The sequence below is a fragment of the Variovorax sp. YR750 genome, from assembly GCF_900109805.1.
Classification (GTDB): domain Bacteria; phylum Pseudomonadota; class Gammaproteobacteria; order Burkholderiales; family Burkholderiaceae_C; genus Variovorax; species Variovorax gossypii.
On the sequence record NZ_FOBJ01000009.1, the window covers coordinates 265570 to 281780 of the forward strand.

General features: G+C 69.1%; 9 protein-coding genes. 7 read left to right on the forward strand and 2 right to left on the reverse strand.

The genetic code is table 11. The features are described from left to right. Positions 1-51 precede the first annotated feature (51 nt). From BMY35_RS20145 to BMY35_RS20155, 3 genes are all read left to right on the forward strand, one after another. A complete protein-coding gene (locus tag BMY35_RS20145) occupies positions 52-1782 on the forward strand; it encodes a peptidoglycan D,D-transpeptidase FtsI family protein (protein ID WP_093202814.1) in 1731 nt (576 codons plus the stop codon). Between the two features lie 61 nt (positions 1783-1843). Then, positions 1844-3064 (forward strand): SprT-like domain-containing protein, encoded by a 1221-nt coding sequence (locus BMY35_RS20150; protein ID WP_093202816.1) that lies wholly within the window; start codon positions 1844-1846, stop codon positions 3062-3064. After that, the gene (locus BMY35_RS20155; protein ID WP_093202819.1) at positions 3061-8280 is read left to right on the forward strand and encodes an AAA domain-containing protein; all 5220 of its coding nucleotides are present in this window, start codon (positions 3061-3063) and stop codon (positions 8278-8280) included. The genes BMY35_RS20150 and BMY35_RS20155 overlap by 4 nt, the downstream gene beginning before the upstream one ends. Here BMY35_RS20155 and BMY35_RS20160 read toward each other — a convergent pair. Both BMY35_RS20160 and dnaE read right to left on the reverse strand, forming a co-directional pair. Continuing rightward, positions 8264-8662 (reverse strand): YgiW/YdeI family stress tolerance OB fold protein, encoded by a 399-nt coding sequence (locus BMY35_RS20160; protein ID WP_093202822.1) that lies wholly within the window; start codon positions 8660-8662, stop codon positions 8264-8266. The two genes, BMY35_RS20155 and BMY35_RS20160, sit on opposite strands and share 17 nt — an antisense overlap. A 103-nt stretch (positions 8663-8765) precedes the next feature. Continuing rightward, positions 8766-12284 (reverse strand): DNA polymerase III subunit alpha, encoded by a 3519-nt coding sequence (gene dnaE / locus BMY35_RS20165; protein WP_093202824.1) that lies wholly within the window; start codon positions 12282-12284, stop codon positions 8766-8768. 135 nt (positions 12285-12419) lie between these two features. On the opposite strand from dnaE, the gene BMY35_RS20170 reads away from it, so the two are divergent. From BMY35_RS20170 to BMY35_RS20185, 4 genes are all read left to right on the forward strand, one after another. Beyond that, positions 12420-13205: a sulfurtransferase gene (locus tag BMY35_RS20170; RefSeq protein WP_093202827.1), complete on the forward strand. Its 786-nt coding sequence runs from the start codon at positions 12420-12422 to the stop codon at positions 13203-13205. Between the two features lie 38 nt (positions 13206-13243). Beyond that, positions 13244-13960, forward strand: a complete 717-nt coding sequence (locus BMY35_RS20175) for a response regulator (protein ID WP_093202829.1) — start codon at positions 13244-13246, stop codon at positions 13958-13960. Continuing rightward, positions 13911-15494 (forward strand): sensor histidine kinase, encoded by a 1584-nt coding sequence (locus BMY35_RS20180; RefSeq protein ID WP_093202832.1) that lies wholly within the window; start codon positions 13911-13913, stop codon positions 15492-15494. The genes BMY35_RS20175 and BMY35_RS20180 overlap by 50 nt, the downstream gene beginning before the upstream one ends. A 180-nt stretch (positions 15495-15674) precedes the next feature. Beyond that, positions 15675-16208, forward strand: coding sequence for a tripartite tricarboxylate transporter TctB family protein (locus BMY35_RS20185; RefSeq protein ID WP_176947591.1), 534 nt, complete (start codon positions 15675-15677; stop codon positions 16206-16208). Positions 16209-16211: the final 3 nt, after the last annotated feature.

Below are 16211 nucleotides of genomic sequence, written 5' to 3' on the forward strand. Positions count from 1 at the left end.
GGGCCCTTCCGGGTGACTTGCACGTCACCCGGAACTCGATAATCGAGGCTCATGACCCCCAACGGCCGCATCCGCTACGGCAGCAGTCCCCTGCTCGCCAGCCCCACTCCCGTGTGGCGCAGCAAGTTCATCGTGGCCAGCGTCGCCTTCGGCTTCCTGCTGCTGGCCGGGCGCGCAGCCTACGTCCAGATCTTCGCCAACGACTTCTTCCAGCACCAGGGCGAGGTGCGCTACCAGCGCACGCTGGAGCTGCCGGCAAACCGGGGCCGCATCCTCGACCGCAACGGGCTGATCCTGGCCTCGGACATCCCCGCTCCCAGCATCTGGGCCATTCCGGAAGACATCGAGCGCGACGACCCGGCCACGCAGGAAAAACTCAGGCAGGCCGCGAAGCTGCTCGGCATGCCTCAGAAGGACTTCGACAAGAAGCTGGAGGACGAGGACAAGAGCTTCGTCTGGATCAAGCGCCAGGTCGACGAGCCCGTGGCGAAGCAGGTTGCCGCGCTCAACATCAAGGGCATCTACCTGCGCCGCGACTACCGTCGGCAGTACCCCGAGGGCGAGGCGGCGGCGCACCTGGCGGGCTTCACCAACGTGGAAGACATCGGCCAGGAAGGCATCGAACTCGCCTTCGACCACGACCTGGCCGGCAAAGCCGGCTCGCGCCACGTACTGAAGGACCGGCTGGGCCACATCGTGGAGGACACCGAGGACCAGGTGCCGCCCACGCCCGGCCACGACATCCAGCTCAGCATCGACGACCAGGTGCAGTTCGTGGCCTACGAGAAGATCCGCGACGCCGTCATCGCCAACAAGGCGCGCGCCGGCAGCGTGGTGGTGGTGAATGCGCAGACGGGCGAGCTGCTGGCCATGGCCAACTACCCGAGCTACGACCCCAACGACCGCCACAGCCTCACCGGCGAGCAGCTGCGCAACCGCGCGATGACCGACGTGTTCGAGCCCGGCTCGACGATGAAGCCCATCACCGTCGCCACCGCGCTGCAGCTGGGCCGGGTCACGCCCAAGACCATCATCGACACCAATCCGGGGCGCATCACCGTCTCGGGCGCGACCATCCACGACGACGAGAACTTCGGCGTGCTCACGGTCGAAGGCGTGATCCAGAAGTCGAGCAACGTCGGCGCGACCAAGATCTCGCAGCGCATGTCGGCGCAGGAGATGTGGAATTCGCTCACAGCCGTGGGCCTCGGCCAGAAGCCGCAGACGCCCTTCCCCGGCGCGGTGACCGGCAGGCTGCGGCCGTGGAAGTCGTGGCGGCCGATCGAGCAGGCCACCATGTCGTACGGCTACGGCCTGTCGGCGTCGCTGTTCCAGATCGCGCATGCCTACACGGCCTTCGCGCACGACGGCGAGGTGATCCCCATCAGCCTGCTGAAGAACCACGGCGAGGAACCCGCCGGCGTGCAGGTGTTCTCGCCGCTGGTGGCCAGTGAAGTGCGCCAGATGATGCACATGGCCGCCGCGCCCGGCGGCACCGCGCCGCTGGCCCAGACCGTGGGCTACTCGGTGGGCGGCAAGACCGGCACCGCGCACAAGCAGGTCGGCAAGGGTTACGCGAGCAACAAGTACCGCGCCTGGTACACGGGCATGTCGCCCATCGACAAGCCGCGCATCATCGTCGCGGTGATGGTCGACGAGCCCAGCGCCGGCAAGTACTTCGGCGGCCTCGTGGCCGCGCCGGTGTTCAGCCAGGTGGTGCAGCAGACGCTGCGCATCATGAACGTGGTGCCCGATCTCGCCGTGACGTCGATGGCGCACTGAACCGAGCTGCCTCCATGCTCGTTTAGGATCGTCGGCAACATTTGTTGCCGGCGCTCCTGACATGGTCGAAACCACCCCTGCCGTAAGCCTCGAGGACCTGACTCCGCTGCCCTACCAGCGCGCCCTGGCCGCATGGCTTGAGGCGAACGAGCCCGAGGTCTGGCGCTGGGCCGCCTCCGCCGAGGCGCGCGAGGAGCACGCCGCCACCGTGCGCGCCGAACTGCTGCGCAACTCCTACCGGCTCGACGCGGCCGCGCACCCTGAGCTGCATGCGCATGCCCAACTCGCCTCGCAGCGGCTGGGCATCACCGCGTCCGTCACGCTCTACCAGGCGGGCGACGGCGCGATGAACGCCGCGATCCACTTCATGCCCGGCGAGGCGCACATCGTGCTCTCGGGCCCGCTGCTGGAGCGCCTGCAGGGCGCCGAGATGCAGGCCGTGCTGGGTCACGAGCTGGCCCACTACCTGCTGTGGGAGCTCGACGGCGGCAGGTACCACGTCGTCGACCGGCTGCTGAACGCCACCGCGGCCGATCCGCGCGCCGATGCCAGCCACCTGCAGGCGGCACGCCGCTACGCGCTCTACACCGAAGCCTTTGCCGATCGCGGCGGCTGCGTGGCCTGCGGCGCGCTGGAGCCGGCGGTGAGTGCGCTGGTGAAAGTGCAGACCGGCCTGAGCCAGGTCAACGCCGCCAGCTACCTGCAGCAGGCCGAAGAGATCTGCGCCGCGCCCGACATGCAGACGCGCGGCACGAGCCACCCCGAAGTGTTCGTGCGCGCCCGTGCGCTGCGCCTGTGGACCGAACGCGAGCCCGATGCCGACGAATGGCTGGCCGGCGCGCTCGAAGGCCCGCTCGACCTGGGCACGCTCGACATCCTCGGCCAGCAACGCGTGGGCGCAATTACGCGCGCCACCATCGCCCAGCTGCTGCAGCGGCCCTTCCTGCAGTCGGAGCCGCTGCTGGCGCACGCGCGCCGCTTCTTCCCCGACTTCAAGCCGCCCGGTTCGGCCATGCCCCCGCCCGAGGAGGTGCCCGCCGGCCTGCACGACTACCTGGCCAGCGTGCTGGTCGACTTCGTCGCGGCCGACCCCGAGCTCGACGACGTCACCCTCGCCGCCGCGCTCGGCATCGCCGAAGCACTGGGCTGCGCCGGGCCGCTGGAGCAGCGCGTGGTCAAGGACATGCGCTTTCCCAAGCGCAACCTCACGCGCGTGAAGCGCGAAGCCGCCGCCCTGCTCGACAAGGCGCAGTCCCAGCACCAGCAAGCCGCGACCACATGACGACACAGGCATCCGCCCCCCTGCTGCAACTGATCGACGCCGCCGACGCGCACGGCGGCCTGCAGACCGACGATGTGCTCAAGCTCGCGCTGCCGCTGCTGCGCGAGGTGTCCGCCCTGCACGAGCAGGGCAAGGTCGCCGCCCTCGGCAGCGCGTTTGCCTACCGCGTTACCGAGGCCCCGGCGCTCGCGCTCGCGCAGCCCGAAGGCACCGAGCCGCGCCGCAACCTCGAAGCGATCGCGCCGCTGGAGCAGCCAGCCACGTCGGTGCTGCGCGTGGTCGGCGAACAGCGCGTGACCATCGACGCCGATGCCGGCTTCTCGGTCGAGAACCTCATGCTCATGGCCGACGCCGCGCCCGATGCGCTGCCAACGCGCCCGGTCTACCTGCCCGGCTACGGCGCCTGGGAGCAGCGCTTCGCGCATCACGACGCGCTCAGCGACATCCTGTGCCTGGGCCAGGTGCTCGCCAGCCTCTCGTGCGGGCTCGACTTCAACGACGGCGAGGAGCTGGGCCGCTTCGTCGCGAATCGCGGCAACCTGTTCAACCTGAACCGCCGGCTGCATCCGGTGGTGGCCGCTGTGATCTTCGAGATGACGGCGCTCGACCGCCACGAGCGCGCGCGCGACCTGCCCTCGGTGATCCGCCGCCTCGAAACCTACCGCGACCAGCCGCTGGACCTGGGCCTGGAACGCATCGCTCCCGCCAAGGACGGCGCCGGCCAGCGCCGCGAGGCGATCCAGCTGCACCTGCGCGACCGACTGTTCGACCTGTCGCGGCGCAACCGGCTGCTGTACTTCAAGCCCACGCAGGCGCACGTGAACCTCACTATCGCGAGCGTGCCGCTGGTGGTCGACATGCACAGCATCCGCGTCGACCAGCTCTGCCTGTGGGACGGCCGCTTCGCCTCCGACATCACCGCGTGCAGCCCCGTGCCGCTGGCGCGCTGGCTACGCTTCGAGGACCAGCCCTACCTGCCCGGCGCGCTCGACCGTATCCTGCAGGAGGCGCGGCGCGATCGCTCCGAATACGGCTTCTCGCAGCTGTCGCTGGTCATCGCCTTCCTGCGCTGGCACAACCTCAAGGAAGACGCGGCCGAGCGCATCGCGTCGCCGCTGCTGATGCTGCCGGTGGAACTTACGCGCAAGAAAGGCGTGCGCGACCAGTACCTGCTCGAGGCCTCGGCCAGCGAGGCGCAGGTCAACCCCACGTTGCGGCACCACCTGCGCCAGCTCTACGGCATCGTGCTGCCCGAGACGGTGGACCTGCGCGAGACCACCATCGAGCAGTTCCACGCCCAGCTCGCCGCGCAGATCGCGCAGAGCGAGCCCGGCGTGCAGCTGCGGCTGGTGCGCCAGCCCGAGATCGCGCTGATCCACCAGCGCGCACGGCAGCGGCTCGAACAGTTCAAGCGCCGCACCCGCGTGCGCGCCACGTCGGCGCTGCCGACGGCGGTGCACGACTTCAGCTACGCGCAGGACGACTTCCGTCCGCTGGGGCTGCAGCTCTTCCACGCGCGCGTGCGCGGCGTGCCGCTGCCGGTGCGAGACGCCGTAGGCGCAAGGCCGCAGCCGCGCGCGCCGCAGATGGCTCCCGCCGCCGCCTCGGCCGAAACCGAACGCAAGACCATCGAGCTGCGCGAAAGCACCGGCAACCCGTACCAGTGGGACATCGACCTCACGGCCGTGACGCTGGGCAACTTCAACCACCGCAAGATGTCGCTGGTGCGCGACTACTCGGGACTGGCCGAGTCGGGCATCGCCAACGAAGCCTTCGACCGCGTGTTCTCGCTGCAGCCGCGCCAGGTAGATGCAGAGGCGCCGCCCTCGCTGCCGCTGGCCGAGCAGTGGCCCGTGGTGCAGGCCGACGCCACGCAGACCGCCGCCGTCGCGCTGGCACGCACGGGCACCAGCTACATCATTCAAGGTCCTCCAGGGACGGGCAAGTCGCAGACCATCACCAACCTGATCGCCGACTACGTGGGGCGCGGCAAGCGCGTGCTCTTCGTGTGCGAGAAGCGCGCCGCCATCGACGTGGTGTTCCACCGCCTGCGCCAGCAGGGGCTGGACGAGCTGTGCTGCATGATCCACGACTCGCAGGGCGACAAGAAGGCCTTCGTGCAGAACCTGCGCAAGACCTACGAGCACTGGCTCGAAGCCCCCGAGGAGCTGGCGCAGGAAAGCGCCGAACGCGGCCAGCTGGTCGATGCGATGGAACTCGACCTGCGCGCGCTGGAACGCTTCGACGCCGCAATGCGCGAGGTGCCGGCACATATCGCAGTGACGCTGCGCGAGCTGGTCTCTCGGCTGATCGCGCTCAAGCCGCATGACCCGGCGCTGACGCCGCTGCAGGCCGAGGCGCTGCCCGCCTTCGCCGCATGGCGCGGCCATGCCGAACTCATCTCGCGCCTGCACCTGGCCGTGACCGAAAGCCTGGGCACGGCGAGCCTTGCGCAGCACGCGTTCGCGCAGCTCGCGCCCTCGCTGCTGCGGCAGGAAAAGCCGCTGGCGAAGCTGGTCGAACTCTCCGAACGCGCCGCCGATTCGAGCGGCACCTGCCTCGATGCATTGGCCGGCGCCTGGCCGCCGCTCGCCGAAGCCCGCGCCACATGGGCGGACGCCTTGGCCGTAGTGGCCGATGCGCGACGCGTAGCCTCGCTGGCCGCACGCGGACAGCTCAGCCTGCTCGACGGCACGCACGCCGACAGCCTCGCGCTCGGCAACACCATGACCGAGCGCCGCGGCCTGACGCAGGCGCTGGACGAAGCACTCCAGCGCACCGCCCAATGGCACGACAAGCTCACGCCCGCCGACACCGAGGCCGGCCTCGCGCAGGCCCGCGCCCAGCAGGGCTCCCTGCTGCGCTGGCTCAAGCCCTCGTGGTGGCGCCTGAACGGCGAACTCAAGCGGCGCTACAACTTCGCGGCCCATGCGGTGCGCCCGCAGCCCAGCCAGATCCTCGAACAGCTGCTGGCCGAGCACACGGCCCGCGCCGCCGTGCAGAAGCACCAGGCACGGATCGAGGCCGACTACGGCTGCGCCGACCCGGAAGCCTTCGTGCAGCAACTGCAGGCGCTGCGCAGTCCCGACGGCAGCGCCGGCCTGCGCGCGGAATTCCAGGCCCATCTGCGCACCGGCGCCAGCGCCGCCACCCGCAGCGTCGAGCAGCTTGCCGCCGCCGGCACGCGCGTCGACACGCTCGACGCCCTGCTGCGCGAACTGCTGCACGACGCCGCCGGCCAGCCGCTGGAGGCGCTCGAAAAGCTGGCTCGCACCCTGCGCGAACAGGCCGACGCCCTGCCCTCCGTGCTGGTGCCGCTGCAGGAACTTGCCGAGGCCGACCCCGCCGTCGCCACGGCCCTGCGCACCCTGCCGCTGCCGCCCGATGCCATCGAGTACGCCGTGGCGCGCGAGAGCCTGGAGCGCGTCTATCGCACGGAACGCTGGCTCCCGCGCTTCGACGGCGCCGCGCTCGCGCGCCACGCCCAGCGGCTGGCAGAGGCCGAGCGCAAGCTGCTCGAGCGCAACGCCCGCACGCTCGCCGCCGCGGTGCGGCAGCGTTTCCGCGACCATGTGCAGAAGAGCGCTCTTTCAGCCAGCCAGCTCGACGCCGAGGGCAAGCTCTTCAAGAAGAGCTACAACGCCGGCCGCCGCGAGCTCGAGCACGAGTTCGGCAAGACCATGCGCTACAAGGCGATCCGCGAACTCGCCAGCGGCGACACCGGTCAGGTGGTGCGCGACATGAAGCCGATCTGGCTCATGAGCCCGCTGTCGGTGTCCGACACGCTGCCGCTGGCGGCCGACCTGTTCGACGTGGTGATCTTCGACGAGGCCAGCCAGATCCCGGTGGAGGAAGCCGTGCCCGCGCTGTATCGCGCGCCGCAGATCATCGTGGTGGGCGACGAGATGCAGCTGCCGCCGACCAGCTTCTTCTCGTCCGGCCGCGATCCCGAGGACGACACCGTCTCGGTCGAGGAGGAAGGCGACCGCATCGCCGTGGTGCTCGACGCCGACAGCCTGCTGAACCAGGGCGCGCGCAACCTGCCCGCCACGCTGCTGGCGTGGCACTACCGCAGCCGCTACGAGTCGCTCATCGGTTTCTCGAACGCGGCCTTCTACGCGGGCAACCTCTACACCATTCCGGACCGCAGCCTGCCGGCGCCAGAGCGCGACGAGATCCTGGTGCAGTCGCGCAGCCCCTCGGACGAATCGGCGGCCGCACAGGCCGACGCGCTGCTCTCGCGCGCCATCAGCTTCCACCGCGTGACCGACGCGGTGTACGAGAACCGCGTGAACGAAGGCGAGGCGCGCCACATCGCGCAGCTGGTGCGCGAGCTGCTGCGCCGCGAGACCGGCCTGAGCCTGGGCATCGTGGCCTTCTCGGAAGCGCAGCAGGGCGAGATCGAGGAAGAGCTGGAAGCGCTGGCCTCCGTCGACAGCGCCTTCGCTGCACGGCTCGAGGCCGAGTACGTGCGCGAGGAGGACGACCAGTTCTGCGGCCTCTTCATCAAGAACCTGGAGAACGTGCAGGGCGACGAGCGCGACGTCATCCTGCTGAGCATCTGCTACGGGCCGAACCCCGAGGGCCGCATGCTGATGAACTTCGGGCCGATCAACCAGCGCGGCGGCGAAAAGCGGCTCAACGTGATCTTCAGCCGCGCGCGGCACCACATGGCGGTGGTCTCGACCATCCGGCACGAGGCGATCACCAACGACCACAACGAGGGCGCGGCCGCGCTGAAGAATTTCCTGCGCTATTCGGAATGCCTCTCGCGCGGCGATGCGGGCACGGCAAGGCGAGTGCTCGAAGGCATGAACCCGCTCACGCGCGGCAGTGGCGGTCCGCGTCATGCGCGGGCCGACGAGGTGACGGCGCAGATCGCCGCCGCGCTGCGTGCGCGCGGCCATGCGGTGGACGAACAGGTGGGGCAGTCGCGCTTCCGCTGCGACCTGGCATTGCGCACGCCCGGTTCATCGCCGAACGATGGTCACTACGCGCTCGGCATCCTGGTCGACACCGCCACCCACTACGAGAACCGCAACGTGCTGGAGCGGTACGTCTCGCGCCCGCGCATCCTCGATGCCTTCGGCTGGCGGGTGATTCAGGTGCTGGGCAAGGACTGGCTGCACGAGCCCGACGCGGTGCTCGAGCAGATCGAGCAGGCCCTGGCGAAGGCCGGGGCTGCGTCCAAGGAGGAAATCAGCGCAGCACGCTGAGGCGCTTCACGTCGAGTTCGACCTTGCTGCCGATCAGGTCCTTGTCGAACTCGCCCGTGACCTCGACGCGCACCTTGTCGTCGATCTTCACGCCCGGCGGGAAATGCTTGGCGTCGATCTCCACCTTGATGCGGCCGGTTTCGTCCGCGAAGGTGTAGTGCTCGCCGCCGTCGTGCGACACGATGAAGCCGCGCAGCGTGACGTGCTGGTCGTCCTTGCCGGTGTCGAGCAGCTGCTTCACGCTCATCGTCGGCACGGTGCTCGGGCCGGCATACGGCGTGCCCGATCCGGCTGCCGGCTGGGTGCTCGGGCCGGTGTACTGGGCCGAGGCGGCAAAGGGCAATGCCAGGGCCAGGGCAACGACGAGGGACTGTTTCTTCATGGCGGGATCCTCCTGAGCTTCATGATTGAAAAGCGAGAGGCATCGTAGCGAGGGCCTCAAAGAGCCCACGCCCGCCGGGCACTTGTCATCGCGCCGGCAGAAATCAGTCGTAGACGATCAGCGCCTTGCCCGCTTCGGCCTGCGCGGTCCAGCTGGCCAGGGCCGCGTCGGTCGGGAAGAACTTCGCGCGGTCGCCCAGCTGCAGCTCGACCTGCGCGCCCGAACGAGCCATCGACAGCCGCACCGGCAGCCCCTGGATCAGGTCGCCGACCTCGGTCTGCTCGGTGCGCGGCGGAAAGTCCTTCAAGAGGCGCGCGATGTCGGGCGCCTTGCCGTTCACCGCCACGCGCAGGAACTTGCCGAAGCGGCAGCGCGCCGAGGCCAGGTCCCACACCTGCTGCACCTGGAAGCGCGCCTCGAAGCCGCCGCGCGCGGGCTGCAGCCGGCCGCTCACGATGACGAGTTCGTCGTCCTTCAGCGTGTTGCGGTTGGCGTTGATGAGCGCCTCGTCGGCCGTGGCGTCGATGGAGTCCGACTTGTCGTCGAGCTTGAAGATCGCCAGCCGCCCGCGCTGGCCGTTGATGACGCGGAAGTCGCTCACGATGCCGGCAATGACCTGCTGGTCGCGGCTGTCGAGCAGGTCGGTGATCTCGCGCTTGCAGAAGCGCCGCACCTCGTGCGAGACCTCGTCGAACAGGTGGCCCGAGAGGTAGAAGCCGATGGCCGTCTTCTCCAGCGTCAGGCGCTCCTTCACGCCCCAGGGCGTGGCGTCGACCAGGTCGGGCTCGGCGGTGGCGGAGCCATGCTCGGAGTCGCCGAAGATGTCGACCTGCGATGCGTTGGCCGCCGTCGCGTTGGCGAATTCGAAGGCGCGGTCCAGCGAGGCGACCAGCGACGCGCGGTTCTGCTGGATGGCGTCGAAGGCGCCGGCCTTGATGAGCGCTTCCACGGTGCGCTTGTTGATGCGCTGGCGGTCGATGCGCACGCAGAAGTCGTACAGACTCTTGAACGGCCCGCCCTCCTCGCGCGCGCGCACCACGGCCTCGACCGCGAGCTGGCCCGTGCCCTTCACGGCGCCAAGGCCGTAGCGGATGATCTTGTTGGTGACCGGCTCGAAGCGGTAGTTGCCGCGGTTCACGTCCGGCGGCTCGAAGGTGATGCCGAAGTTCTTCTGGGCGTCCTCGAACAGCAGCTTGAGCTTGTCCGTGTCGTCCATTTCCACGGTCATGTTGGCGCAGAAGAACTCGGCCGTGTAGTGGACCTTGAGCCAGCCCGTGTGATACGCCAGCAGCGAGTAGGCGGCGGCGTGCGACTTGTTGAAGCCGTAGCCCGCGAACTTCTCCATCAAGTCGAAGATTTCGTCGGCCTTGTCCTGCTCGATGCCGTGCGTCTTGAGCGCGCCCGCGCGGAATTTCTCGCGGTGCTCGGCCATCTCCTCGAGCTTCTTCTTGCCCATCGCGCGGCGAAGCAGGTCGGCGCCGCCGAGCGAGTAGCCGCCCAGGATCTGCGCGGTCTGCATCACCTGCTCCTGGTAGACCATGATCCCGTAGGTCTCGGAGAGCATCTCGGCCACGGCCGGGTGCGGGTACTCCACGTCCTCGCGGCCGTGCTTGCGCGCCACGAAGCTGGGAATCAGGTCCATCGGGCCCGGGCGGTACAGCGCGTTCAGCGCGATCAGGTCTTCCAGGCGCGTGGGGCGCGCGTCCTTCAGCATGCCCTGCATGCCGCGACTTTCAAACTGGAACACGGCTTCGGTCTTGCCGTCGGAGAAGAGCCTGTAGGTGGGCCCGTCGTTCAGCGGGATGTTCTCGAACGCGAAGTTCTCCTGGCCCTTGTGGCGCTTCATGATGAACTCGCGCGCGATCTCCAGGATCGTGAGCGTGGCCAGGCCCAGGAAGTCGAACTTCACGAGGCCGATGGCTTCGACGTCGTCCTTGTCGTACTGGCTCACGGCCGATTCGCTGCCGGGCTGCTGGTAGAGCGGGCAGAAGTCGGTGAGCTTGCCCGGCGCGATGAGCACGCCGCCGGCGTGCATGCCGATGTTGCGGGTCATGCCTTCGAGCTTCTGCGCGAGCTCGACCAGCATCTTGACTTCTTCTTCCTTCTCGATGCGCTCCGCGAGCTGCGGCTCCATCTCGATGGCGTAGTTGTTCTTGTCGCCCTCGATCTTCTTCTCGGGCGGGTACTGCAGCGTGACCGACATGCCGGGCTTGTTCGGAATCAGCTTGCTGATGCCGTCGCAGAACATGTAGCTCATGTCGAGCACGCGGCCCACGTCGCGGATGGCCGCGCGCGCGGCCATGGTGCCGAAGGTGGCGATCTGGCTCACGGCGTTGCGGCCGTACTTGTCCTTCACGTAGTCGATGACGCGGTCGCGGTTGCCCTGGCAGAAGTCGATGTCGAAGTCGGGCATCGAGACGCGCTCGGGGTTCAGGAAGCGTTCGAACAGCAGCTTGTATTCGAGCGGGTCGAGGTCGGTGATCTTCAGCGCGTAGGCCACCAGCGAGCCGGCACCCGAGCCCCGGCCCGGGCCCACGGGGCAGCCGTTGGTCTTTGCCCACTGGATGAAGTCGCCCACGATCAGGAAGTAGCCGGGGAACCCCATCTTCAGGATGGTGTTGATCTCGAACTCCAGCCGCTCGACGTAGCGCGGGCGCTCGGCGTCGCGCTTGGCCTCGTCGGGGTAGAGATGCTTCAGGCGCAACTCGAGGCCGTCGAACGACTCCTGGCGGAAGAAGTCGTCGATGGGCATGCGCACGCCCTCGGCGATGAAGGGCGTCGGAAAGTCCGGCAGCTGCGGCTTGCCCAGCACCAGCGTCAGGTTGCAGCGCTTGGCGATCTCCACCGTGTTGGCCAGTGCGCTGGGCACGTCGGCGAACAGCGCCTGCATCTCGGCGCTCGACTTGAAGTACTGCTCCTCGGTGAAGCGGCGCACCCGGCGCGGGTTGCCCAGGATTTCGCCTTCGGAAATGCACACGCGCGCCTCGTGCGCCTCGTAGTCCTCGCGCTCGGCGAACTGCACGGGGTGCGTGGCGACCACCGGCAGGTGCAGCCGGGCCGCCAGTTGCACCGCGGCGATGACGTGCGGCTCGTCTTCAGGCCGGCCCGCACGCTGCAGCTCGATGTAGAAGCGGTGCGGGAAGATGCCCGCCAGTTGCAGCGCCAGCTCGGCGGCACGCTCGCCCTGCCCCTGCAGCAACGGCTGCCCCAGCGGCCCCGCCTGCGCGCCCGAAAGCGCGATCAGCCCGCCCGATAGCTCCTGCAGCCATTCGAGCTTGCAGGCCGCCTGCGACTGGCCCCGGCCCACGTTCTGCGTCCACGCCCGCGCCAGCAGCTCGGACAGGTTGAGGTAGCCCTCCATGTTCTGCACCAGCAGCACGATGCGGGTCAGGGCGCCGGGCTCCTTGCCCAGCCCGTCAACGAAGGCCTCGGCGCCGACGATGGGCTTGACGCCCTTGCCCCGGCCCTGCTTGTAGAACTTGACGGCCCCGAACAGGTTGTTCAGGTCGGTGATGGCCAGCGCGGGCTGCTTGTCGGCAGCGGCGGCCTTGACGACATCGTCGATTCGGTTGGTGCCGTCGACGACGGAAAACTCGGTGTGCAGGCGCAGGTGAACAAACATGCTTGCATTGTAGAAAGCAGCGTCTCCACGATGTGGGTTGGCAATCCCTGAAATTGCCCTCGGCAACACCCCGCCGGGGCCCGGCAGAGGCCCCGCACCCGGGCGATATTCCGCCGACACCTAAAATCCCGCCCCGTGCAAGAGATTTTGAATATCGCGGCCTACAAGTTCGTGGCCATCGACGACAGCCCCGCGCTGCGCGAAGACCTGCGTGCCCGCACCCAGGCCCTGGGGCTCATGGGCACCATCCTGCTGGCGCCCGAAGGTATCAACATGTTCCTGGCCGGAACGGCCGACAGCGTGCGGGCCTTCCTGGCCCATCTGCGCGCCGACGCCCGCTTCGCCGACCTCGAGGTCAAGGAGAGCTGGTCGGCCGGCCAGCCTTTCCGGCGCATGCTGGTGAAGCTCAAGCGCGAGATCATCCGCATGGACCACCCCGCCATCCGCCCCGCCGCCGGCCGGGCGCCCGGTGTGGACGCCCCGACGCTCAAGCGCTGGCTCGACCAGGGCCATGACGACGAGGGCCGCGAGATCGCCCTGCTCGACACCCGCAACGCCTTCGAGGTCGACTACGGCAGCTTCGAGGGCGCCATCGACTGGCGCATCGACAAGTTCACCGAATTCCCTCCCGCCCTGCGCGCGCACCGCGACGAGTTCAAGGGCAAGACGGTGGTGAGCTTCTGCACCGGCGGCATCCGCTGCGAGAAGGCTGCCATCCTGATGCACGAGGAAGGCGTGGAGAACGTGCTGCAGCTCGAAGGCGGCATCCTCAAGTACTTCGAGGAAGTCGGCGGCGCGCACTACAAGGGCGACTGCTTCGTCTTCGACGGCCGCGAGGCCCTGGCGCCCGACCTGAGCGCGCGTTCGGCGCGCGCCAGCGCCCGCGCCTCGGAAGACCCCGACCTCGCCATCAAGCAATAACGGCGACAGCGACGACAAGACGCGACAGGCCTCCTCCCATGCGCATCCTCCTGGTGGAAGACGAACTGGACATGGCCTCGTGGCTGATCCGCGCGCTCACCCAGAGCGGCTTCGTGCCCGACCATGCGCCCGACGCGCGCACCGCCGAAGCCTTCATGGCCGGCACCGAATACGACGCCATCGTTCTCGACCTGCGCCTGCCCGACAAGCACGGCCTGAGCGTGCTGGCCGACATGCGCGCCGCCGACGACCGCACGCCGGTGCTGATCCTCACCGCGCAGGGCGCGCTGCAGGACCGGGTGCGCGGCCTGAACCTGGGCGCCGACGACTTCCTCACCAAGCCCTTCGAACTCGAGGAGCTCGAGGCGCGCCTGTCGGCGCTGGTGCGGCGCAGCCGCGGCAAGCAGCACCCGCGCCTGCAATGCGCCTCGCTCTCGTACGACAGCCAGAGCCGCGCCTTCACGCTGCGCGGCACGCTGCTGTCGCTCACGCCGCGCGAGCAGGCCGCGCTCACCGCCCTGCTGCTGCGCAGCGGCTCGCCGGTGGGCAAGTCGCAGCTCTTCGCCAAGGTGTTCACCAACGACAGCACCGCCGGCCCGGACGCCATCGAGGTGGTGCTGCACCGGCTGCGCCGCAAGCTCGCGGACAGCGACGTGCGCATCGTCACCGTGCGCGGCCTGGGCTACATGCTGGAGAGCATTGCCGATGGTTCCTCAGCCCCGGCCAGCACCCGACTCCCCGGCGAAGGCGACTGAGGCGCCGCAGCCGCAGCGCTTCGGCATCCGCGCGCGCCTGCTCGCGCTGCTGCTGCCCGGCATCGTCGCGCTGTTGGCGCTCGACAGCTGGAACGACTACCAGACCCTGACCGACTCGCTCGTGGTCGCCTACGACCAGAGCCTGCTCGAACCCGTGCAGGCCCTGGCCAACGGTATCGTGGTCGCGAGCGACGGCAGCGTGCGCGTGCAGGAGCCGTTCTCGATCCAGGCGATGTTCGAGTCGACGCGGCTGCGCTACAAGTATCTGCACGTCGGCGTGCAGCGCATTCCCAAGGGCGAGGCGCTGGACGTGAACTCGCCCGAGACCACGCTCATGGGCGTGCCCGGCCTGCCACGCCCCGCGCAGCGCCCGCCCGACGGCACGCCTGTGTTCTACGACGCGGAGCACGAAGGCCATCCGGTGCGCGTGGCCGCGCTGCGCCAGACGGTGTACGACAACGTCCATCCCGGCGTCGCCTACAGCGTGCTGATCCAGGCGGCCGAGGGCACCAGCCCGCGCGCCCGGGCACAGGCCGAGACGCTGCGCCAGGAGGTACTGCGCGACACGCGCATGGTGCTGGTGACCGCCCTGCTGGTGTGGCTGGGCGTGGCCTGGACGCTGCGCCCGCTGGAGCGCCTGCGCCGCTCGCTGCGCGAACGCCCGCGCGACGACCTCACGCCGCTCGACGCCGGCGGCGTGCCGCGCGAAGTCGCGCCGCTGGTGGATGCGGTCAACCACCACATCGCGGGCCACCGGCGCATGGTGGCCGAGCAGTCGCAGTTCCTGGCCGATGCCTCGCACCAGCTGCGCACGCCATTGAGCATCCTGTCGATCCAGGCCGGCTACGCGGTGCGCGAGACCGATCCGGCGCGCATGCGCGAGTCGCTGCACGCCATCGTCGCGCAGCTCGCGCGCACGCGGCGCCTGAGCGAGCAGCTGCTGGCGCTCGCCCATGCCACCACCGGAGACGAAGCCGCGCCCGCCGGGGAGCCGGCCATCGCCGACCTCAACGCCATCGCACGCGGCGTGGTGCTCCAATACCTGCCCCTCGCGCGCGAGAACGACCAGGACCTGGGCTGGGTCGATGCGCGCGGCGACATCGTCGGCGACGAAGCCGACGGCACGGACGAGGCAGGCGACGATGACGACGCGCCCGTGCTCCCCGTCTCGGCCAATGCCGCGGAGCTGCACGAGGTGCTGGCCAACCTCGTGCACAACGCCATCAAGTACACGCCGCGCGGCGGCAACATCACCGTGACCGTCAGGCGCGAGGCATCTCACGCATTGGCCGAGGTGTGTGACAGCGGACCGGGCATCGCGCCCGAACGGCGCGAGAGCGTGTTCGAGCGCTTCCATCGCGACACATCCTCGACCACCGGTGCCGCGCAGGGCGCCGGACTCGGGCTCACCATTGCGCGCAGCTATGCACGACGCAACGGCGGAGAGATCGAACTCTCCAACGCCGACATGCCCGAGAGGCCCAACGGCGGCGGATTGCGCGCGACGCTGAGACTGCCTCTTCGCGCTGCCTGAACTGCGTCGCAAGGCGCAACTGCAGGCGCGGCTCGAGCCCCGTTTTTGCAAGGGTTTCACCCGATACGCCGGTACGTGATTACACGTATTTTGCGGCCCGCAAGGCTGTACGAGCCTCTCCCGAAAGGGGATTGAAAGTCTCGATTCCTAGACTGCGCTCCTTCCAAACGAAGGAGACTTATGCAGCACCAGCTCGGTGAAGATCCGGCCTCGCACGCGCCCCGGCCCGCTTCGAAATTCAAGAAAGACTACTACGGCGGCGCACTGCTGATCGTGGTCGGGCTGGCAGCCGTGTATGCCGGCGTCGGCTACCGCGTGGGCGAGCTCGCGCACATGGGCCCGGGCTTCTTCCCCGTCGCGCTCGGCGCGCTGCTGGCGCTCACCGGACTGCTCATCGCAATTTCCGCGCGCGGCGACAAGGCTGGCAATGGCGGCGCGAGCGAGGAAGCCGCCTCGCACGGCCACCCGGGCGGCATGCCCGACCTGCGCGGATGCATCTGCATCGTGCTCGGCATCCTCGCCTTCCTGCTCTTCGGCGAATACGGCGGCCTGCTGCCCGCGACCTTCGCCATCGTGTTCATCTCGGCGCTCGGCGACCGCGACAACACGCTGACCGAGGCGCTGCTGCTTTCGCTCGCGATGTGCTTCATCGCGGTGGTGGTCTTCTGGTGGGCGCTGAAGCTTCAGCTGCCCCTGTTCCAGTGGGGAGGCTGACAC